Source organism: Xylocopilactobacillus apis, assembly GCF_033095965.1.
GTDB lineage: Bacteria > Bacillota > Bacilli > Lactobacillales > Lactobacillaceae > Xylocopilactobacillus > Xylocopilactobacillus apis.
On the sequence record NZ_AP026801.1, the window covers coordinates 642,816 to 660,791 of the forward strand.

The window sequence follows — 17,976 nt, forward strand, 5'->3', positions numbered from 1 at the left end:
GCTTCTTTTCTGAGCTATTTAAAATTTTTAATTTGAGAAACCATTGCGTTTTGCCAAGATGAGCTATAAAACTGTTCATTAATATGGTAATTTGGTTTCTTTTGTTCGTTTTCAAGAAATGGTCTAACAGCACTGTCAAAATATAACCAGCCTCGCCATCCCAAATGAATTGTATCAGTCATAAAGTACGGAATATCACCATCATTTGAGAGATCTACAATATGATGAAATCCTTGAGAATTTAACTGAAATTTCAATTTGGTAACTGCATTTTGAATTTCTTTTTGTGATAGTCCTGTATATTTTTGCCATTTTGCATTAACTGGCGGTAAAACAAATATTACATCTGTATTGTTACGGGCAAACATTTCCAAAGCAGCCTCAAAATCTGAGTACTCAGGTGATTTTGTAAAAGTTTCGTCTTTTTGAAATCCTTTTAGCTGTTTAACTCTCTTTTTAATTTGTTTACGATAAAATTTGTCGCTAATACCAAACTTATTATTTGAAGTCTGTTTTCGTCCCAATTGACCAGCTAAATCATATAATTTATTGTAATCATAATTATTCGGAAGCTGTTTTTCACACTTTCTAATTTTTAATTGATTCTTCTTAGAAATAAATAGTGTTGAAAAGAAGCGATCTTCTTTTAAAAGAATACGATGACGTAGTTTTAGATAAGACTTTTCAAAATTAGATAAATCTTTTCCTTCACTAACATCTTTAAAAGATTGCCTTAAAATTGGATCTTTTGAAGAATTAAGCATTTCATAGAATCTTTTTGCAATGTAACGATCCATTGTTGAATTATGTTCGTTAAGAATCCATTCTGTCGCTTGCAGTGGTGAAAAATAGTAGTTAAAAGCGTCTAATTTAGCCCCTTCAGGGACAAACCATTGGGGAGAGATTGAAAAGACGGCTTTTTTATTTTTTAATTGTTTAGTAACAGTCTGCATCGTTAGAAATTGAACTAACGATTGGGTTCCTTTAGCTCCCAACAAGAAAGGCCGATAACTACGATCATATTTTTGAGCCAAAACTGAAGGGTGCATGGGATCAAATCGTGACCACTCAGACGAGCCAAAAAAAGCTACATAATTGTCGTTAAGCGCCTGCTCTTTAACTTCCTTTCCTTTAACAACTTTGGCTTCTAAAGAAGTTGCAGCATCTTTTTGAACATTCTTATTGATATGTCCAAAACCAAAATTTAGGGGTGAAATTAACAAAAGAAAGACGAGGATCGCGGCACAAATGATCGGGCCAAAAATCTTGAAGAGTTTCTTAAACATTATTGAAGCATACCACTAACTTTGTTAACAATTTTTTCTGGAGTATCCCATTCAGCACGGTCAAATTCAGAAATTTGAACATCAATTCCTAATTTTTCCTGCAGTTGAAGTAACATTTCAACTGTTGCCATTGAATCCATTAGAGCTGTATCGAATAAATTGACATCCATTTGATCTGATAAATCATTTCCCGTGATATCTTTTAATACTTCAAGAACTTCATTTTTAATTTCCATGATAGAACTCCTTTTTTATTTTAATTTAACATGTGGTTTAGGTGTTGTCACCGGGGAAAACCATAATTGGTTCAAAAATCCTGAAAAGATTAAAAAACTGAAACATACAATATTTGCTGTTAAGAAAATAGCAAAATATTTAGTAAATTGATTATGGGGGATCTGTTCTTGATGTTTCTTTTTAAATCTTAGCCAAGCATCGTTAATAACGATCGCCAATCCATGGAATAAACCATATGTAATATAATACCAGGTCAGTCCATGCCAAAATCCCATAATTAACATATTTAAAACATAGGTCACGTTGGCTGCGGTAATTCTTGATTTAAAGGTCTTCTTTTTCATAAACATAAAAAGAAGTCTCATGTAAATGTAATCTCGAAACCAAAATGATAAGCTCATGTGCCAACGATTCCAAAAATCTTTGATGTTTAAAGACTGCCAAGGACGATTAAAGTTCATTGGGGTGTTGATTCCGAGGATATGAGATGTACCAACGGCAAATAGACTGTATCCCGCAAAATCAAAAAATAAATCAGCGGAATAAACATACATTACACCTAAAAGCGGCCATGATAAACCAAGAAAATTACCACGCTGAGCCATCGCCATTGTTTTTAATTCAGGCAGCATTAAGGTTCCTGTTATATAGGCCAAAATAAACTTATAGAGGAATCCGATGAAAATATAATGGATCCCTTTTTTTAGCATTTCCAAATATTCATCTTGTTTTGGAACTCGATTGTAATCCTTTTCGAATCTGCGATAACGATCAATCGGACCAGAAGAAATCGTTGGAAAGAATAACAGAAACTGTAGAAATGTTATTAAATTTAAGTTTTTTATAACTCCATCACGTGTTTCCATGATGGTTTGAACAACCCGAAAGGTTAAATAACTAATTCCTAAAAATCCAATTAAAGTTTGAACCTGATCATGGGTTGCAGTAGAAATTTTTACAAGAGTCAGCGGTAAAACCGCTAGAAAAACTGCAAGGTAGAAAATCCAAGATTTGTTGGCTTTTTTCCGATAAGCTGAATAGGCAAAAGTTAAAACTGTTTCATAAATGGTGTAAATAATTAACGCAACGCCTTGATTCCAAGATGGACCGCCGAAAGTTAAAAATAAGAAAAAAATTGAGATAATTGATTCATAAATTTTACTTCGACGACCATTTAAAATTAAAACAATAATCGGAATTAATGCAATAAACAAAACTCCAAAATACATTGGATTTTCATATGGTTGAAAATAAATCATTAAGAGTTAACCTCTTTAATTATCGTTTTAATATCAATTTTGCCATTAGAAGTTTGGGGAAGAGCTTCTTTGTATATAATTCTTTGCGGTACCATATAAGAAATCATTTCTTTTTGTAATCCAGCTTTAATCTTTTCTGTTTCCTGCAGCTCTTTTCCTTCAACCGATTCGTTTGGTACTACCCAAGCAATTAATTGAGAAACTTTTTGATTACGATCATAGATTGGGACCACAACACCTTGCTTTACAGAAGGCTGATGCTGTAAGTGAAAGCTTACTTCTTCTAACTCAATGCGATACCCATGCAGCTTAACTTGAAAATCGGTACGGCCAAAGAAAAGATACTGCCCATTAGAATCACGAGCACAAAGATCACCAGTTCGATATTTACGAGGAATTGGGTCGATAAAAGCAGCTTTCGTTTTTTCAGGATTATTAATATACCCTTTAGAAACGCTCGGTCCGCCGATGATTAGTTCGCCCTTTTCATTATCAGGTAATTTTTCATCAGTTTCGGGGTCAACGATTGTAAATGAGGTATCTTCTTTGGGAGTTCCAATCGGTAGTCGGTCATATTCAGATAAAATCTCATCAGTAATTTCGACAGCCGAAACTGCAACGGTAGCCTCTGTCGGACCGTAAGTATTAAAAATATGAGCACTAGGAAAACGAGTACGAAGAGTTTGGGCAGTTTTATGCGTTAGTTCTTCACCACAGAAAAGGAAGTGAGTAATATTTGGCATTGACTGAGCATTAAAAGCCGGATTTAAAAGACAAATATCCATAAATGTCGGTGTTGAGACCCAAACTTGTATGTTAGTCTGGGGTAAAACTTGAAACAGCTGTTTGAAGTTATCAGTGACTTCTTTATCGATGGCAACTAAAGTTCCACCTTTAGCTAAAGTAGGTCCCCAGTTCATGACCGAAAGATCAAAAGAATAAGGTGGTTGAGATAGATTTCTGGGATGCTCAGGCAATTTAAATTGATCTGATAACATCCAATTTACGTAGCTCAAAAGATTGTTATGAGAAATTTGAACGCCCTTGGGTTTTCCAGTTGTACCAGAAGTAAAAATTATATAGTAAGTTTCGTCGCCGTTAACTGCATGATCAACACGATAGTCAATTTGGTTGGAAAAAATTTGTTTAAGCTTTTCTTCATTAACAGTGGGAATCTCAGGTACAGAAAAATCAGTTTCTTCAACAGTAATTAATGCTGCCGGCTGAGCAATTTCACTAATCAACATGAGTCTTGTTTGAGGTGAATGTGAATCAACTGAAATATATGCATGACCAGATTTGACAACCCCAAAGAACGTTGCAATCGTTTCAAATTTTTGATTCCCATAAACTAAAATTGGCCGATCGGGGTCTAATTTTAGCTGGTCAATATAATTTGCAAGATTATTTGAATATTCTCTTAATTCACCGTATGTATTTTTAACGCCATCATTTTCGTAAACAATTCGATCTGGTTCATTAATTCCAAATTGATCGACCGTTTGGATAAAATTTTCTATCATATAATTATCTCCAATTTAAAATCCATTATATATAAATCCGCCGCCACCGACGCCGCTATAACTATAAAGATAGACTAAAACCAAAAAAATTGCTGCATAAAATAAAGTTGTAAAAATAAATCGAGTAATTTCATTATTTTTAAAGGCTAGCCATTTTTTCTTCATTAAAGATTACTCCTTAGCCATTGCTAAAATTATTTGATGATCTCAAAACATACCACCCCATTATAGAATAATTTACCTATTTAAACTAAAAATTATTAAAATCAATCCATGAATTTAAAAAAAAAATCGATTTTTGAAATTAATTATAAATTTTTAATCAATAATTATAATTATCCATTAAAAAAAATCTAAAGCTTGGTCCTTGGGACCGATTTTCCTTTAATTAATAAAAAATTATATCAGAGCTTGTGGGCTTTAGCCATCAATTGGTTTTTGTTGACAGGGATCTTTTTCGTGTTTATTCTATTGTTATAGAATAACAGAGAGCAGATCAATAGCTGAAAGATCTGAAAAACAACACGTGACGATTCTCGGCAGTCCGCTGCCTTATCAAAGTAGAGTAATAATTATAGGTGGTACCGTGCATATTGCGCCCTAAAAGTTTTTTTAGTGGCGTTTTTTTTTATTTTATGAGGTGAAAAATTGCTTTATCGAAAACCAAAAGGAACTAATGATATATTGCCTGAAGATGCTGTTTTTTGGCAGTATCTTGAAGACACGGCTAAAGAAATAGCATCAAAATTTGGCTATATGGAAATGAGAGTGCCAATATTTGAAAGTCTTGATCTTTTTCAAAGAAGTGCAGGAGAGACATCTGATGTAGTTTCTAAAGAAATGTATGAATTTATCGACAAAGGAAATCGAAAGATGGCGCTGAGGCCCGAAGGAACAGCGGGTATTGTTCGAGCATATATTGAAAACAAACTGTATGGTCCGGATTACGTTAAACCAGTTAAGGTTTATTATATTGGATCAATGTTTAGATATGAAAGGCCACAAAGCGGACGCAGCCGCCAATTTAATCAATTTGGCGTCGAGGCTTTTGGAGTTGAAGATGCACGCCTTGATGCAGAAACTATTGCAATGGGACAAGAACTTTTAAAAAGCTTGGGGATAAATGAATTTAAAGTTGCAATTAATACTTTAGGGGATCAAGAGTCTCGTAAATCATACGTTGCAGCGTTAGTCGATTACTTAACACCTTTTAAAGAAGAACTATCAGATGATTCAAAAATTAGATTGGAAAAGAACCCTTTGAGAATTCTCGATTCAAAGGATCACCATGATCAGGAAATTGTCGCATCTGCTCCAAAAATAAGTCAGTATCTAACAACAAGTGCCAAAGAATATTTTGAACAAGTAAAAAGTTACTTAAAATTAATTAATATTCCATTTGAAATTGATGAAGATTTAGTTCGGGGACTAGATTATTACAACCATACAATTTTTGAGTTAATCTATACCGGATCTGTATTTGGTAAAAATCCTCTTACTGTATTAGCCGGCGGTAGATATAACCAGTTAGTTGAAGAACTGGGAGGTCCAGAAACTCCGGGAGTTGGTTTTGGAATGGGAGAAGAGCGAGTCTTTGAAATTTTACAGCACGATCAAGAATTAAAAGAACGCCTGCAGCCAACCACTGATTTATTTATTATTGGAGTAGGGGACGAAGCATTTAAAGAAATTTTTGTTTTAACGAATCAGCTGAGAGAACGGGGAATCTCGGTTTCATATGACTACACAGGCCGTTCATTAAAATCTCAATTTAAATTATCCAGTCGAGAGAATGCGTCATTTACTACGGTAATTGGTGATGAAGAGTTAAAAAACAAAACTTGTAAAATTAAAAAAATGATTGATGGAACGGAAGTTGAAGTACCGTTTGATAAGATTACAAAAGAAATGTTAGGAGAAATATAATGGCAAAAAGAACGAAGTATGCTGGCGAGGTTACAGTAAGTGATGTCGATCAAACAATAACATTAAAAGGGTGGGTTCAAAAAAGACGTAATTTAGGAGCCCTTATTTTTGTTGATTTAAGAGATCGATCGGGCATTGTTCAAATCGTTTTTAAAGATGATGCTTCTAAAAATTTACATGATTTGGCTGAAACGTTAAGAAATGAGTACGTAATTGAGGTTACCGGTAAAGTTTGCAAAAGAGCTAATGGTGAAGCAAATGAACGCATGAAGACCGGTGAGATTGAAATTGAAGTTACCGATTTAAAAGTTCTCAGCACTTCGAAAGCTTTGCCGTTTAATATTGAAGATCATGTTGACGTTAAAGAAGACTTAAAATTAAAGTATCGTTATTTAGATTTGAGAAGGCCAGAAATGCAGCGGGCAATCATGCTGCGTTCTAAAATTAAGCACGTAATTCATCGTTTTATGGATGAAAACGGCTTTATTGATATTGAGACTCCCGATTTAACAAAATCAACGCCCGAAGGAGCGCGTGATTTTCTAGTCCCATCTCGTACTTATAATGGTAATTTTTGGGCTTTACCGCAGTCACCCCAGCTATTTAAACAGCTTTTAATGAGTGCAGGCTTTGATCGTTATTATCAAATTGCTCGTTGTTTTAGAGATGAAGATTTAAGAGGAGACCGCCAGCCTGAATTCACGCAAGTGGATATTGAAACTTCATTTTTAAGTGAAGAAGAAATTATGACAATTGCTGAACAATTAATTTCGACAGTTTTAAAAGAAGTAATTAATGTAGATGTTAAACTGCCGATCGAGCGTATGGGTTGGAATGAAGCTATGGATAATTACGGTTCAGATAAGCCAGATCTTCGTTTTGACATGAAACTTATTAATGTTGAAGAAGTCGTCAGTAAAACTGATTTTAAGGTCTTTAGTTCAGCATTAAATAACGGTGGGATTGTTAGAGCGTTAGTTGCACCAAAAGCAGGAGATAAATTTTCTCGAAAAGATATTGACTCTTGGGGTGAATATGTTAAACGCTTTGGGGCAAAGGGTCTTGCTTGGCTTAAAGTTAAAGATGGTGAACTAGCAGGACCTGTTGCTAAATTTATGAAACCAGTGACTGAAGAGTTGTTAAAAGCAACAGAAGCAGAAGATGATGATTTAATTCTTTTTGCAGCCGATGAAAAAGAAGTTGTTTATGCGACATTGGGATATTTAAGAACATTTCTTGGCGAAAAACTCGGATTAATTGATCATGATCAATTCCGATTTGTTTGGATTACTGATTGGCCAATGTTCCATTATTCAAAGGAAGAAGATCGATATATGGCTGAGCATCATCCATTTACGCTGCCAAAAGAAGATACGCTTGAGTATTTAGAAAGTGATCCTAGCAAAGTTTATGCATATGCCTATGATATTTGTTTGAATGGATACGAACTTGGCGGCGGCTCACTTAGAATTCATACGAGAGAAATGCAGGAAAAAATGTTTAAAGCATTGGGCTTCACAGCAGAAGATGCTAATGAACGTTTTGGATTTTTAATGAATGCTCTTGATTACGGATTTCCTCCCCATGGTGGCTTAGCTTTTGGGTTAGATCGTTTTGCAATGCTTTTGGCAAAGAAAAATAATATTCGTGACGTAATTGCTTTTCCAAAAAATTCTAAGGGTGTTGAAGTTCTCACTGATGCACCGGGTGAAGTAGAACAAGCTCAGCTAGATGAATTGGGACTTAAAGTACTTAAGAAGATGCCTTCAGCAGATTTACAAAAAATCGAGAATATTTCGGTTACTGATGAAGTAAGTCTTAGGCGTTATCAGTTAAATGACGCTAAAGAAATTCAGCAATTAGTTGAAGAAAACCGCGATAATTTGGCAAAGTTTTTGCCATGGGCAACAGCTAATGATTTAGCAGCCGAAGAAAGTTTTGTTAAAGAAGCAGTAGCAAGTTTTGACGCTGGAGTGTCATTTGATTATGTTATTGAAAAGAATGAAAAAATTGTTGGAACGATTGATTTGCATAATATTCATAAAACAAATGCCGAGATCGGTTATTGGCTGGCAGAGAACCATCAGCATCAAGGAATAATGACAATGGCAGTTAAAAAATTAGTCGAAGCACTTTCCCCAGTTTTAAACCTTCATCGAGTTGTAATTAAGACCGATCCCTCAAATGTTTCAAGTCAAAAGGTTGCTCTGAATGCTGGTTTTACATTAGAAGGTGTTCAACATGGAGCAGTTGAGCAAAATGGTGAATTTAAAGATTTTCAAGTTTATTATTATCTTATAGAAGGTGAATAATTTTGGAAAATCTCCAAAGGCTATTTCAAATCTCAGTCGAAAAAAATTTAAATTTGCGTTTAGCAATGCCAGCTGATGCAAATGCTTTGGAGAAAGTGATTGAAGAAAATCGTGACCATTTAGCAAAATATCTTCCGTGGGTCAAAATTAATACCTTAAATGATTTAAAGAAGTTTTTAACTAATGCGATTGATTTATTTGGTCAAGGGAAAATGTTTGAATATCTAATCGTAAAAGGAACGGAAATTGTAGGAATTGCTGAAATTAATGAAGTAAATCAAAATGAGCGCTCGGCAGAAGTGGGATACTGGCTGGCAAGTAATTTCTGTCATCAGGGTATTATGACTAAATCGATCAAGGTCTTAATTAGAGAAATTAGTGAGGTTTTAAAGCTACACCGATTTGTAATAAGAACTGATGTAGATAATGAGCCAAGTCGCAAGTTGGCAGTAAGTGCAGGTTTTTCTTTTGAAGGGATCCGCAAAGAAGATCACTTTTCAGCAGGTCAATTTTATGATTCAGCAGTCTATTATTATTTGGTGAAAAATGGAAAATAAAGAGAGTGAATTTCGTGATCATCAGGAAAAATTATTTTTAATTGCAAACGCGTTAATTATTGGAACTTTGACCGGATTTGTCATTTCAGTATTTCGTTTAGCAATCGAAAAAATATTTGATTTAATCACTAAAATTTTTACCAACTTTAATCAGTCGCCAATACCCGTTTTACTTTTAATAATTTTTAGTGTGCTTGCTTTAAGCGGGTGCGGATTCTTAATCCATCGATATCCTTACTTAAGCGGTTCAGGGATTCCTCAAATTGAAGGACAATTAAAAGGTGTTTACCACGAAAAAGCAATAGGTACATTAATCGGTAAATTTTTTGGCGGGATAATCGCGATTGGCAGTGGTTTAATGCTGGGACGCGAGGGACCAAGTGTGCAGATCGGCGGTTCGATTGGTCAGATTACAAGTTCTTTTTATCATCAAAAAGAAGATCGCCATTTAAAAATTTTCATTGCTTGCGGGGCAGCTGCTGGCTTATCAGCTGCTTTTACGGCACCATTAGCAAGCGTTATTTTTGTAGCAGAGGAAATTTATCACCGCTTTATTCCAGTTGTTTGGATTTCAGCGTTTGTAAGTTCAATGGCAGCATCTTTTGTGACTTTAAATATTTTTGGCTTACAGCCAGTATTAAAAATTCATTATATTTCTGTTTTACAGCTTAAATATTATCCCTGGATTATTATAATTGGGATATTAATTGGCTTGCTTTGCCGCTTATATCAAATATTGCTTTTGAAAATGCCGCTGTTAATGAGTTACACCAAGCTCCCAGATTACTTTTTTGGACCTTTTGTTTACATTCTGATGATTCCGCTGGCTTTGTTTTTGCCTTACTGCATCGGTGGGGGAAATCAGTTGATAACTTTTGTAGGCAAAAATTCGATTAATATCTGGTTTTTAGGATTGATTATCTTAATTAGATTTTTATACTCGCTTTTGTCTTATGCAACAAAGTTACCGGGGGAATATTTTTACCGAGTTTGACTTTAGGCGCTTTAATAGGTGCGTGGAGCGCAAATATTCTAATTAATATTGGTGTTCTGCCAATTAATTATTTACCAAATATGGTAATTTTAGGAATGGTTGGTTTTTTCGCTGGAGTAACAAAGGCTCCTTTTACTGCAATTTTATTAGTAAGCGAAATGGTAGGAGGAACAAGTCAGGTATTATCATTATTAATTGTGGCAATTACCTCTTACTTGGTGGTTGATGAATTGAGCGGCAAGCCAATTTATGAAGATTTGTTGGAACAGTTGGTTAGACCGCAAAATCAGTCTTAATACTGAGTAATGTTTTCTAAATAGCATTTAATATATAATTATTATTAATTTTAAGGAGATTTTTATGAGTAGAAATACACGTCGCTGGCTTTGGATTGGCATTCCTGTTGTCATCGTTTTAATGTTAATTTTTTCGGTTATTGGGACCTATAATTCATTAGCTAAATCAAAACAAAATGTTGATGCGCAGTGGTCACAGGTTGAAAACGTGATGCAGCGTCGATATGATTTGATTCCTAATCTGGTTAATGCTGTTAAAGGATCAATGAAACAAGAACAAAAGGTTTTTGGGGAAATTGCAGAAGCTCGCAAGAGTTATGGCAATGCAACAACTGCTTCCGATAAATTAAAAGCTGATGCTAAAATCAATAGTTCTGTTGGAACGTTGATAAATGCAATCGGTGAAAACTATCCTCAATTAAAGTCTAACGATAACGTTAATAGTTTAATGACTCAATTAGAAGGATCCGAAAATCGAATTAGTGTTGAAAGACGGAGATATAACGAATCAATTCAGACTTATAATAATTCAATTGTAACTTTTCCTAAAAATATGGTTGCCGGCATGTTAGGGTATCATAAAATGGATTACTATAAAGCAGATAGTAAAGCACAAAATGCACCAAAAGTTGATCTTGATACAGGTAAATAAATAATTTTAATAGAGCTCATCCAATGAGTTCTTTTTATTCAATAAGATTGGATAATTTAAAATGACAAACAAACAAAATCGAAAGTATAGTTTCATCTTCTTATTTCTTTTGACCTTCTTTTTTTCGGCAATTTCGTCAGGACAAATAGTTAGAGCAGCTGAAGATCTTCCAAGTGCACCAGATTCATTTTATTATGATCAAACTAATACATTGAATGAAACGACCAAAGATTTGGTTCAGAAAAAGAATCTTTACTATAAGGAAAAGTCCAAGGCTCCTCAGATCGTTCTTGCAATGATCAAAAGTACTAATGGTGATGATATTGATGAATATGCGCCGGATTTATTTCAAAAATGGAAAATTGGGAATAAATCTAAAAATAATGGAATCCTAATTCTATATGCGGTTAATAATGGATCGCGAAACGTAAGAATTGAAGTTGGATATGGACTTGAAGGAGATTTGCCGGATGCCTTAGCGGGAAAAATTCTTAGTGATAATAAAAGTGATTTAAAATCTAATTCACCTGATCGCGTTAATAAAGGATTGCAGCAAGTTTTTAAATCAGTTTCGGGAGTTGTCGATAAAGCTAATGGGTACAAGACTTCAGATGTTAAGTACGGTGAAACATACGTTAATCAGAGAAATAGTAACGAAGATAGTACTGGCATAAAACCATATTTTGTAATTATTTTTGTAATATTCATTGCAGTATTGGCCTGTATCAAACCTAGAAGTGTTCATAAAGATGGATTGCGCCACAGTATTTTGTGGTGGATTTTCTGGATCCTATTTTGGAACAACAATCATCGTGGCGGTGGTTTTTGGGGAGGAAGCGGATTTTCCGGTGGCGGCGGAGGGTTCTCCGGCGGTGGAGGATTTTCTGGAGGCGGCGGTTCTTCCGGCGGCGGCGGAGCCAGCATTTAATAAAATGCAGTTAACGATTTGTTAGCTGTTTTTTTATTTTAGGTGACAATTTGATTGTTGAAATTTATTAAATAATATATAGTTAAAATACGTTTAAAGCTAAAATCAGAAAAGGTTAAATAAAATGTTTACAAAAAGAAACTGTATTTTGTACTTAGTGTTATTTTTTATTTGCGGTAGTTTGCTCAATTTTCAAAATGTTGCGGCTGAAATAATACCATATCATGAAGTTCACTCAGCTGTCAGTTTAGATGATGATTCAACATCTAGTTCTAGTTCAACTTCTGATTCCAGTTCTAGCAGCAGTGATTCTAACACTAAATTTAGTGATTTAAACCCAACTCTTCAAGGTATTGTATTTCGAATTTTAATGTCTGTTGCAATGATCTTTGTAGTTTTATTACTGATTGTTCTTTTTATTAGATCAAAATCTGAAAGATTTTTTGCTAAATTCATCCGAAGAACTTATGATGATCCAGATCATAGTAATCCTTTTAAAGGTAATGGGTTTAAGAAAAAATCTTCCGATTCTAAGGACAATCCTCCAAAAAAGCCAGGAATTAAGTTGTAGTGGGCAGTTTGAACTTGTTTCTTTTTTGATTTTAAAAGATCAAAAAAATTGGATCGTAGGGGGCCAGATTTGAAATTTAAAGATAAGTTAATTCCAAGTTTATTGCTAATCTTAGCTTTTGTTATTGCTTTAAATATAAAAACTGTAAATGCGTCAGACTTTATACCTTCGAAGCCCTCGACAAGCTATTATGATGAACTGGGAGTTTTAAGTAATTCAACGAAAGATGAAGTTGAAAATAAAAACGCTGAATATAGTAAAAAAGACAAAGCACCGCAAGTAATGCTAGTTGTGGTAAATTCTAGTCACGGTGAAGGTGTCAGCTTATACGCAGACGAAATAATCTTAGATTGGAAACTAGGAAGCCGAGATAAACACAATGGAGCAATGGTTTTGTATGCGTATAATAACGGAGAACAAAATGTTGCAATAAAAACTGATTATGGATTAGCCCAAGTTGTTACTGATAAAGAAGCAAAAGAAATTCTTGAGAGTAATCGTGATGATCTAAAATCTACTGATTCTATGAAATTAGATCGAGGTTTGCGAAATGTTTATAACTCGGTTACAAAATTAGTAGATAAAAGTTTCAGTAGTCAAGAAAGTGGAGAATCCAAAGGAATAGATTCTGGAATCCGAATTAAGTTTATTTTACTGATTGTTACTGTGTTAATAATTGTTATATTTGCTACATATAAATTCTTTATTAGCGTATATAAATCAAAGAGGCTGTTGTATTGGGGAACACCGATTGATTCTGACGAAAAGTCTAAAGACACCAAAGAATCTGAAAATAAGGAGATTAACAATCATCCTGGCGGGAAATCACGTAAAGAATGAGTAAAATAAATTTATTTAAGTAGTAATATCATAATAATGAATAATTAATGTCACCGGATATAGTAATCTTTGTCTCTTTTAGGTTACTTTTTTAAAAACGGTGATTTTTTCTTGCTTTAAAAAGATAACAGTGTTATCTTTTTGTAGAGGACAAAAATGATTAATAAAAAGAAAGATACTAAGAAAAAAATTATTGAAGCGGCGATTAATGAGCTTCGTGAACACAATTATCAAGATTTATCACTGAGAAAATTATCAAAGCAGGTTGGTTTGACGACGGGAGCTTTTTATAAGCATTTTAGTAGTCGGGATGAGTTGTTTGAAGAGGTTACTTTAGAAATATCAACAGAAATTTCTCAAGAGATTGAAGTTGATTTAATTGATTGTGAACCACAAACTGCAATTTTAAAATATGCCGATAAACTTTTTAAGTTATTTGACGATGATCCTAATCTAATGAATTTTTTGTTTTTTAATCCAGTTGCTAGTCAAGTTCTGATTGCGAAAAAGCCAGTGTTTCCGCTGCTTGAATTAATTCAGCAATTGATAAGAAATTTGATCATTACAAAACATTTAAAAGTGAATGAAGAAGAACTATTTATTCAGTTGTGGTCTTTTATTCAAGGGTATATTACTTTAGTGGTTAATCACGTTACTCATTTTGACTCGCAATTTTTAAAACGAACCTTAAACCAATTATTGGAGGAACCAGAGAGTGAATAATTATTTGATTATCTATTGCCATCCTTGGAATGGAAGTTTTAATCATTCTGTTTTGCAGCAAATTATCGCCAATTTAAAATCGCATCATCAGAAATTTGAATTGATCGATTTATATAAAGAACATTTTGATCCAGCATACGATGAGGAAGAGTTGAGACTTTTTCACGAAGGAAAAACTCATGACCCATTAGTTACAAAGTATCTTAAAATGATGCAAAACGCAGATCAAGTAATTTTTGTCACACCAATTTGGTGGAATGGAATTCCCGGGATGCTTAAAGGTTTTATTGATAAGGTGATGAAAGAAGGTGAGGGGTTAAGCCATATTGTCACAAAAACTGGGATCAAAGGAGAATTAACCAACATCAAAAAGGCTTACGTTTTTACAAGTTCAACTTCTCCGACCCTATATTATAAATATTTGGCTGGGAATGGAATTAAGAAGATTTTTATTAATCAGACTCTTAAACAAATAGGCGTAAAAAAAGCGAGATGGATCAATTTTGGCAACATGACCCATTCAAAAAAAGAACAAAGAGAAAAATATTTGAATCGCATTTGGAAAATGAATCTGTAATTTAGGATGTTCTTTCTTTCGTTTTCAGGTAAAATTATTCATCGATGGATAATAAAAAACACGAAATTTATATTACAGAAGATGGTTCAAAACTTAAGATTCCTCAGGATCGAAAATTTCAATTTAAAGCAGATGGCAAAACCTATCAGGTTAATTTAATTGAAAATGATCAAAATCAGCAGTCTGATTTGATTCACAAGTCAATATGGCCGATTATCGTTGGGTCGTTAGTTTTTTTGCTGCTGGCTCTTTCAACTCAAAAAAGATATTTACCGATTTCTGGAGTTTATTCTTTATCAAGCTTCGTAATTGTAATTGGTGCGGTAAGTTCTTTAGTTTTATTAATGAATTATTTTATTCGAGGTAAATTCAAAGAAATACCGCGATTAAAAGATTTATCTTGGCGAAGTTTTCCGACGATTATCATTGCTTTTACCTGTATTACAATATTTTTCTTGATTGCCTTTTTCTGGCTTTTAAGTGTGGCTTTCAAAGGTGCAGAATTTGATATTTATACTTCAACGATTCTGGCTTCAATGTTTTTGGCAATTAATAATTACAGCGTGAATTTTATGATTAATAATGTTTCGCCTTCGATGATTACTAATTTACTAATTGTGGTGATTATTAGCGGGGTCATTTTTTCTATTATCATGAATCAAAATTCTCGTTGGTGGGAAGTAAATCTGAGCTTTTTGGGCTCGAAGGCTGCAAAAAATGCTTGGCAGTTTAACTTTACTTTAATTCTTTCAGCTTTGTTGATGGTGGCGCTGATTGACTATCTATTTGTTTCATTAGAGAAAAAGTTTCACAATAATTGGCGGCTTAACCTTTTAAGAATTACTTTAACGATGACGGCAATTTGTTTGGGAGGAGTGGGGCTTTTTCCGAACGTTCATGGAGATATTTTACATGAGCTGCATGATGATTCAGCTTTGTTGATGGTTTGTTTAATATTTTTTCAAATTGTTGCTATTAAATGGTTGCTGCCGCAAGTTACAAAAACATTTTTGGCAACTTCGTACATCATTGGAGGATTAATTCTTTTCGTAGGAATTTTATGGAAAATATTTCGGTACTTTTCACTTACTGCTTTTGAAATTTTTGCTTTTATTCTAGCATTTTCGTGGCTTTTATTATTAGTTCAGAACTTGGAATTTTTAAGCCGTAAAGAAGTGCCTTTATATGTTTTGAAGAAAAATTAATCTAAAAAAATTAACGCTGATGAAATTAAAATCTATTCTGGATTTTGATTTTCATCAGCGTTTTGTTTATTTAATTATATTGTTATATGCATCTTGTTTTTGATGTCAAAAATTTATTAAAAACCCCTTGAAAAATAACTTCAAGAGGCTTTTTTTAGATAAATTCTTCTGATAGTTTTATGTATTCATCAATATCTTGCTTAATTAAATCGGCTCCATCCTGCCAAAAATCTTCTTTAGTTAAATCTACGTTTAAGTGCTTTTTGGCTAATTCTTCGACATTCATATTAGCAGTATCGCGTAACAGTGAGATATATTGATCTTCAAAATTATCGCCCGATTTCTTAGCAAAAGCATAAATGCCCAAACTAAATAAATATCCAAAAGTATATGGGAAATTGTAAAATGGAACGCCGTCAATGTAAAAGTGAAGTTTACTGGTCCAAAAATGAGGATGATATCCATTTTCGTCAAGCGCTCCTGCAAATGCCTCTTTTTGAGCGTTAATCATCATTTTATTGAGTTCAGCAGGAGTAATGATTCTTTTTTGTCTTTCGGTATAAAAGTCTTTTTCAAAAATAAAGCGGGCGTGAATGTTCATAAACATTGCTACGGCATTGACCATTTTAGCATCTAAAAGAGTTAATTTTTCAGCATTAGATTTAGCACTTTCAACATTGGCATTATTAATAATTGTTTCGGCAAAAGTTGACGCAGTTTCGGCAACATTCATTGCATAGTTTTGCCGCCAGAGGGGGAGATCATACATCTGCATTGTATGAAAAGCATGACCTAATTCGTGACCAATAGTAGCAGCATCATTTACAGAACCCGTAAAAGTTAAGAAAATTCTTGCTTCTTTAGAAACGGGAAGCGGGGTTTCAAAACCGCCAGGCTGTTTGCCTGGTCGATCTTCAGCCTCAATCCATTGATGTTCAAAGGCATATTTTGCAACTTTTCCCATTTTTGGTGAAAATTTGGTGAAATTAGTAACAATAATATCTGCTGCTTCTTCATAGGTTAACTGGCGGGATTTATAACCAGGCAGGTCAAGAGGTGCGGATTGGTCCTGCCATGAAATTTTGTCAGTTGGCAGTTTCAAAAGGCGAGCTTTTCGGTTAAGGAATTTCACCAACATTTCTTTGTTTTCTGAAACAACATGCCACATCGTATCTAAAGTTTTTCGACTCATTCGGTTAAGTTCAAGTGGATAATCAAGAAAGTCTTGATATTTGTGAGCTTGATATTCAGTTAAACGAGCGCCTGCTAAATGATTAAGTGTATCTCCCGACAAGTTTTCAGCACTGCCCCACATTTTTTCATAATTAGTCATCAAGTTCTTTCGAGCTGCGGGGTTAGCAATACTGTCAAGTAAATTCAGTGCTTGTCCTGCACTTACTTCATGGTTTTGATCATTTTCATCTGTGTAAGAAGTTTTCAAACCAGAGGCAATCGTTTCATAATGACTGGACCAGGCATTTAAGGCATCCTGCTGCAGCTTTTGAATGAAGTATTCAGTTTGGGGATCTAATAAACGCTGCGCCTGTTTTCTTTGTTCCTTTAAGGTAAATTGAATTGATTCCATTTGAGGATTTTTTAAAAGTTCATTGAATTCATCATCACTTAATTCAGCAAGTTTACGGCCCCAACTTTGTTCCAATTGGATTAATTTTAAATATAAATCTTGAAATTGACCGTATTTTACATTGACTCTTGAATCAGAATAAAATGCGGCCTGCCACATTCCAATAAATGAAGAAATTTCTCCTAAATTTGCTTCTGCATCTTGAAGTTTTTGAGCAATTTTAGGAAAATCTTTTAACTCTGTTTGATCAAAAGAATTGCTGATCTCGTCAATCATTTCATCACTTTTATGAAATGCTTCTTCGAGTTCTTTTGATTCAATATCACCGCCAAATAAGTCTTTCAGGTTCCAAGTTTCTTTTAATGCCATAAATTATGGTCCTTTCTCTCTCATGTTTATGAATAATAATACATGCTTTAATCAAAATAGTGAAGTAGCAGCAAATGATAAAATATATAGTAATTTAACAATGATAGCGCTTAACGAGTATAATTGAGTATGAAAG

At 33.9% G+C, this 17,976-nt stretch carries 16 protein-coding genes and 1 pseudogene; 11 read left to right on the forward strand and 6 right to left on the reverse strand.

Annotated features, from left to right (window positions below):
* Positions 1-14 precede the first annotated feature (14 nt).
* The 5 genes from dltD to R8749_RS02980 are packed head-to-tail and all read right to left on the reverse strand — an operon-like array spanning position 15 to position 4,470.
* Complete coding sequence (gene dltD / locus R8749_RS02960; protein ID WP_317697893.1) at positions 15-1,286, reverse strand: D-alanyl-lipoteichoic acid biosynthesis protein DltD; 1,272 nt, start codon at positions 1,284-1,286, stop codon at positions 15-17.
* Positions 1,286-1,522 (reverse strand): D-alanine--poly(phosphoribitol) ligase subunit DltC, encoded by a 237-nt coding sequence (gene dltC / locus R8749_RS02965; RefSeq protein WP_317697895.1) that lies wholly within the window; start codon positions 1,520-1,522, stop codon positions 1,286-1,288. Before dltC ends, dltD begins: the two co-directional genes overlap by 1 nt.
* A 15-nt stretch (positions 1,523-1,537) precedes the next feature.
* The gene (gene dltB / locus R8749_RS02970) at positions 1,538-2,782 is read right to left on the reverse strand and encodes a D-alanyl-lipoteichoic acid biosynthesis protein DltB (RefSeq protein WP_317697896.1); all 1,245 of its coding nucleotides are present in this window, start codon (positions 2,780-2,782) and stop codon (positions 1,538-1,540) included.
* On the reverse strand, positions 2,782-4,305 hold the full coding sequence (gene dltA, locus R8749_RS02975) for a D-alanine--poly(phosphoribitol) ligase subunit DltA (protein WP_317697898.1): 1,524 nt from the start codon (positions 4,303-4,305) through the stop codon (positions 2,782-2,784). The genes dltB and dltA overlap by 1 nt, the downstream gene beginning before the upstream one ends.
* Positions 4,306-4,320: 15 nt before the next feature.
* Entirely contained in the window at positions 4,321-4,470 is a 150-nt protein-coding gene (locus tag R8749_RS02980) for a teichoic acid D-Ala incorporation-associated protein DltX (RefSeq protein WP_317697900.1), read from the reverse strand.
* Between the two features lie 483 nt (positions 4,471-4,953).
* Here R8749_RS02980 and hisS point away from each other — a divergent pair, with 483 nt between their 5' ends.
* The 11 genes and pseudogenes from hisS (at position 4,954) to R8749_RS03035 (ending at position 15,886) form a co-directional block, all read left to right on the forward strand.
* On the forward strand, positions 4,954-6,231 hold the full coding sequence (gene hisS, locus R8749_RS02985) for a histidine--tRNA ligase (protein WP_317697902.1): 1,278 nt from the start codon (positions 4,954-4,956) through the stop codon (positions 6,229-6,231).
* Positions 6,231-8,543, forward strand: coding sequence for an aspartate--tRNA ligase (gene aspS, locus R8749_RS02990; protein ID WP_317697904.1), 2,313 nt, complete (start codon positions 6,231-6,233; stop codon positions 8,541-8,543). The genes hisS and aspS overlap by 1 nt, the downstream gene beginning before the upstream one ends.
* A 2-nt stretch (positions 8,544-8,545) precedes the next feature.
* Positions 8,546-9,100 carry a GNAT family N-acetyltransferase gene (locus R8749_RS02995; RefSeq protein ID WP_317697906.1) on the forward strand — a complete coding sequence of 185 codons (555 nt, stop codon included), beginning with the start codon at positions 8,546-8,548 and terminating at the stop codon, positions 9,098-9,100.
* A pseudogene (locus R8749_RS03000) lies at positions 9,090-10,390 on the forward strand (ClC family H(+)/Cl(-) exchange transporter). The gene R8749_RS02995 and the pseudogene R8749_RS03000 overlap by 11 nt, the downstream one beginning before the upstream one ends.
* 64 nt (positions 10,391-10,454) lie before the next feature.
* Positions 10,455-11,042: a LemA family protein gene (locus R8749_RS03005; protein WP_317697907.1), complete on the forward strand. Its 588-nt coding sequence runs from the start codon at positions 10,455-10,457 to the stop codon at positions 11,040-11,042.
* Between the two features lie 61 nt (positions 11,043-11,103).
* Positions 11,104-11,970 (forward strand): TPM domain-containing protein, encoded by an 867-nt coding sequence (locus R8749_RS03010; protein ID WP_317697908.1) that lies wholly within the window; start codon positions 11,104-11,106, stop codon positions 11,968-11,970.
* A gap of 124 nt (positions 11,971-12,094) precedes the next feature.
* Positions 12,095-12,541: a hypothetical protein gene (locus R8749_RS03015; RefSeq protein ID WP_317697909.1), complete on the forward strand. Its 447-nt coding sequence runs from the start codon at positions 12,095-12,097 to the stop codon at positions 12,539-12,541.
* A gap of 69 nt (positions 12,542-12,610) precedes the next feature.
* Positions 12,611-13,381 (forward strand): TPM domain-containing protein, encoded by a 771-nt coding sequence (locus tag R8749_RS03020; RefSeq protein ID WP_317697911.1) that lies wholly within the window; start codon positions 12,611-12,613, stop codon positions 13,379-13,381.
* Between the two features lie 156 nt (positions 13,382-13,537).
* Entirely contained in the window at positions 13,538-14,104 is a 567-nt protein-coding gene (locus R8749_RS03025) for a TetR/AcrR family transcriptional regulator (protein ID WP_317697913.1), read from the forward strand.
* Positions 14,097-14,681, forward strand: coding sequence for an NAD(P)H-dependent oxidoreductase (locus tag R8749_RS03030; protein ID WP_317697915.1), 585 nt, complete (start codon positions 14,097-14,099; stop codon positions 14,679-14,681). The genes R8749_RS03025 and R8749_RS03030 overlap by 8 nt, the downstream gene beginning before the upstream one ends.
* Positions 14,682-14,725: 44 nt before the next feature.
* Entirely contained in the window at positions 14,726-15,886 is a 1,161-nt protein-coding gene (locus tag R8749_RS03035; protein WP_317697917.1) for a DUF998 domain-containing protein, read from the forward strand.
* A gap of 154 nt (positions 15,887-16,040) precedes the next feature.
* On the opposite strand, the gene R8749_RS03040 is transcribed toward R8749_RS03035, so the two are convergent.
* The gene (locus tag R8749_RS03040) at positions 16,041-17,840 is read right to left on the reverse strand and encodes a M3 family oligoendopeptidase (RefSeq protein WP_317697918.1); all 1,800 of its coding nucleotides are present in this window, start codon (positions 17,838-17,840) and stop codon (positions 16,041-16,043) included.
* Positions 17,841-17,976 lie beyond the last annotated feature (136 nt).

Excerpts from the sequence above, each read along its gene's own strand:
- dltD (WP_317697893.1), bottom strand. The coding sequence starts at position 1,286 with ATGTTTAAGAAACTCTTCAAGATTTTTGGCCCGATCATTTGTGCCGCG.
- dltC (WP_317697895.1), bottom strand. The coding sequence starts at position 1,522 with ATGGAAATTAAAAATGAAGTTCTTGAAGTATTAAAAGATATCACGGGA.
- dltB (WP_317697896.1), bottom strand. The coding sequence starts at position 2,782 with ATGATTTATTTTCAACCATATGAAAATCCAATGTATTTTGGAGTTTTG.
- dltA (WP_317697898.1), bottom strand. The coding sequence starts at position 4,305 with ATGATAGAAAATTTTATCCAAACGGTCGATCAATTTGGAATTAATGAA.
- R8749_RS02980 (WP_317697900.1), bottom strand. The coding sequence starts at position 4,470 with ATGAAGAAAAAATGGCTAGCCTTTAAAAATAATGAAATTACTCGATTT.
- aspS (WP_317697904.1), top strand. The coding sequence starts at position 6,231 with ATGGCAAAAAGAACGAAGTATGCTGGCGAGGTTACAGTAAGTGATGTC.
- R8749_RS03005 (WP_317697907.1), top strand. The coding sequence starts at position 10,455 with ATGAGTAGAAATACACGTCGCTGGCTTTGGATTGGCATTCCTGTTGTC.
- R8749_RS03010 (WP_317697908.1), top strand. The coding sequence starts at position 11,104 with ATGACAAACAAACAAAATCGAAAGTATAGTTTCATCTTCTTATTTCTT.
- R8749_RS03015 (WP_317697909.1), top strand. The coding sequence starts at position 12,095 with ATGTTTACAAAAAGAAACTGTATTTTGTACTTAGTGTTATTTTTTATT.
- R8749_RS03025 (WP_317697913.1), top strand. The coding sequence starts at position 13,538 with ATGATTAATAAAAAGAAAGATACTAAGAAAAAAATTATTGAAGCGGCG.
- R8749_RS03035 (WP_317697917.1), top strand. The coding sequence starts at position 14,726 with ATGGATAATAAAAAACACGAAATTTATATTACAGAAGATGGTTCAAAA.
- R8749_RS03040 (WP_317697918.1), bottom strand. The coding sequence starts at position 17,840 with ATGGCATTAAAAGAAACTTGGAACCTGAAAGACTTATTTGGCGGTGAT.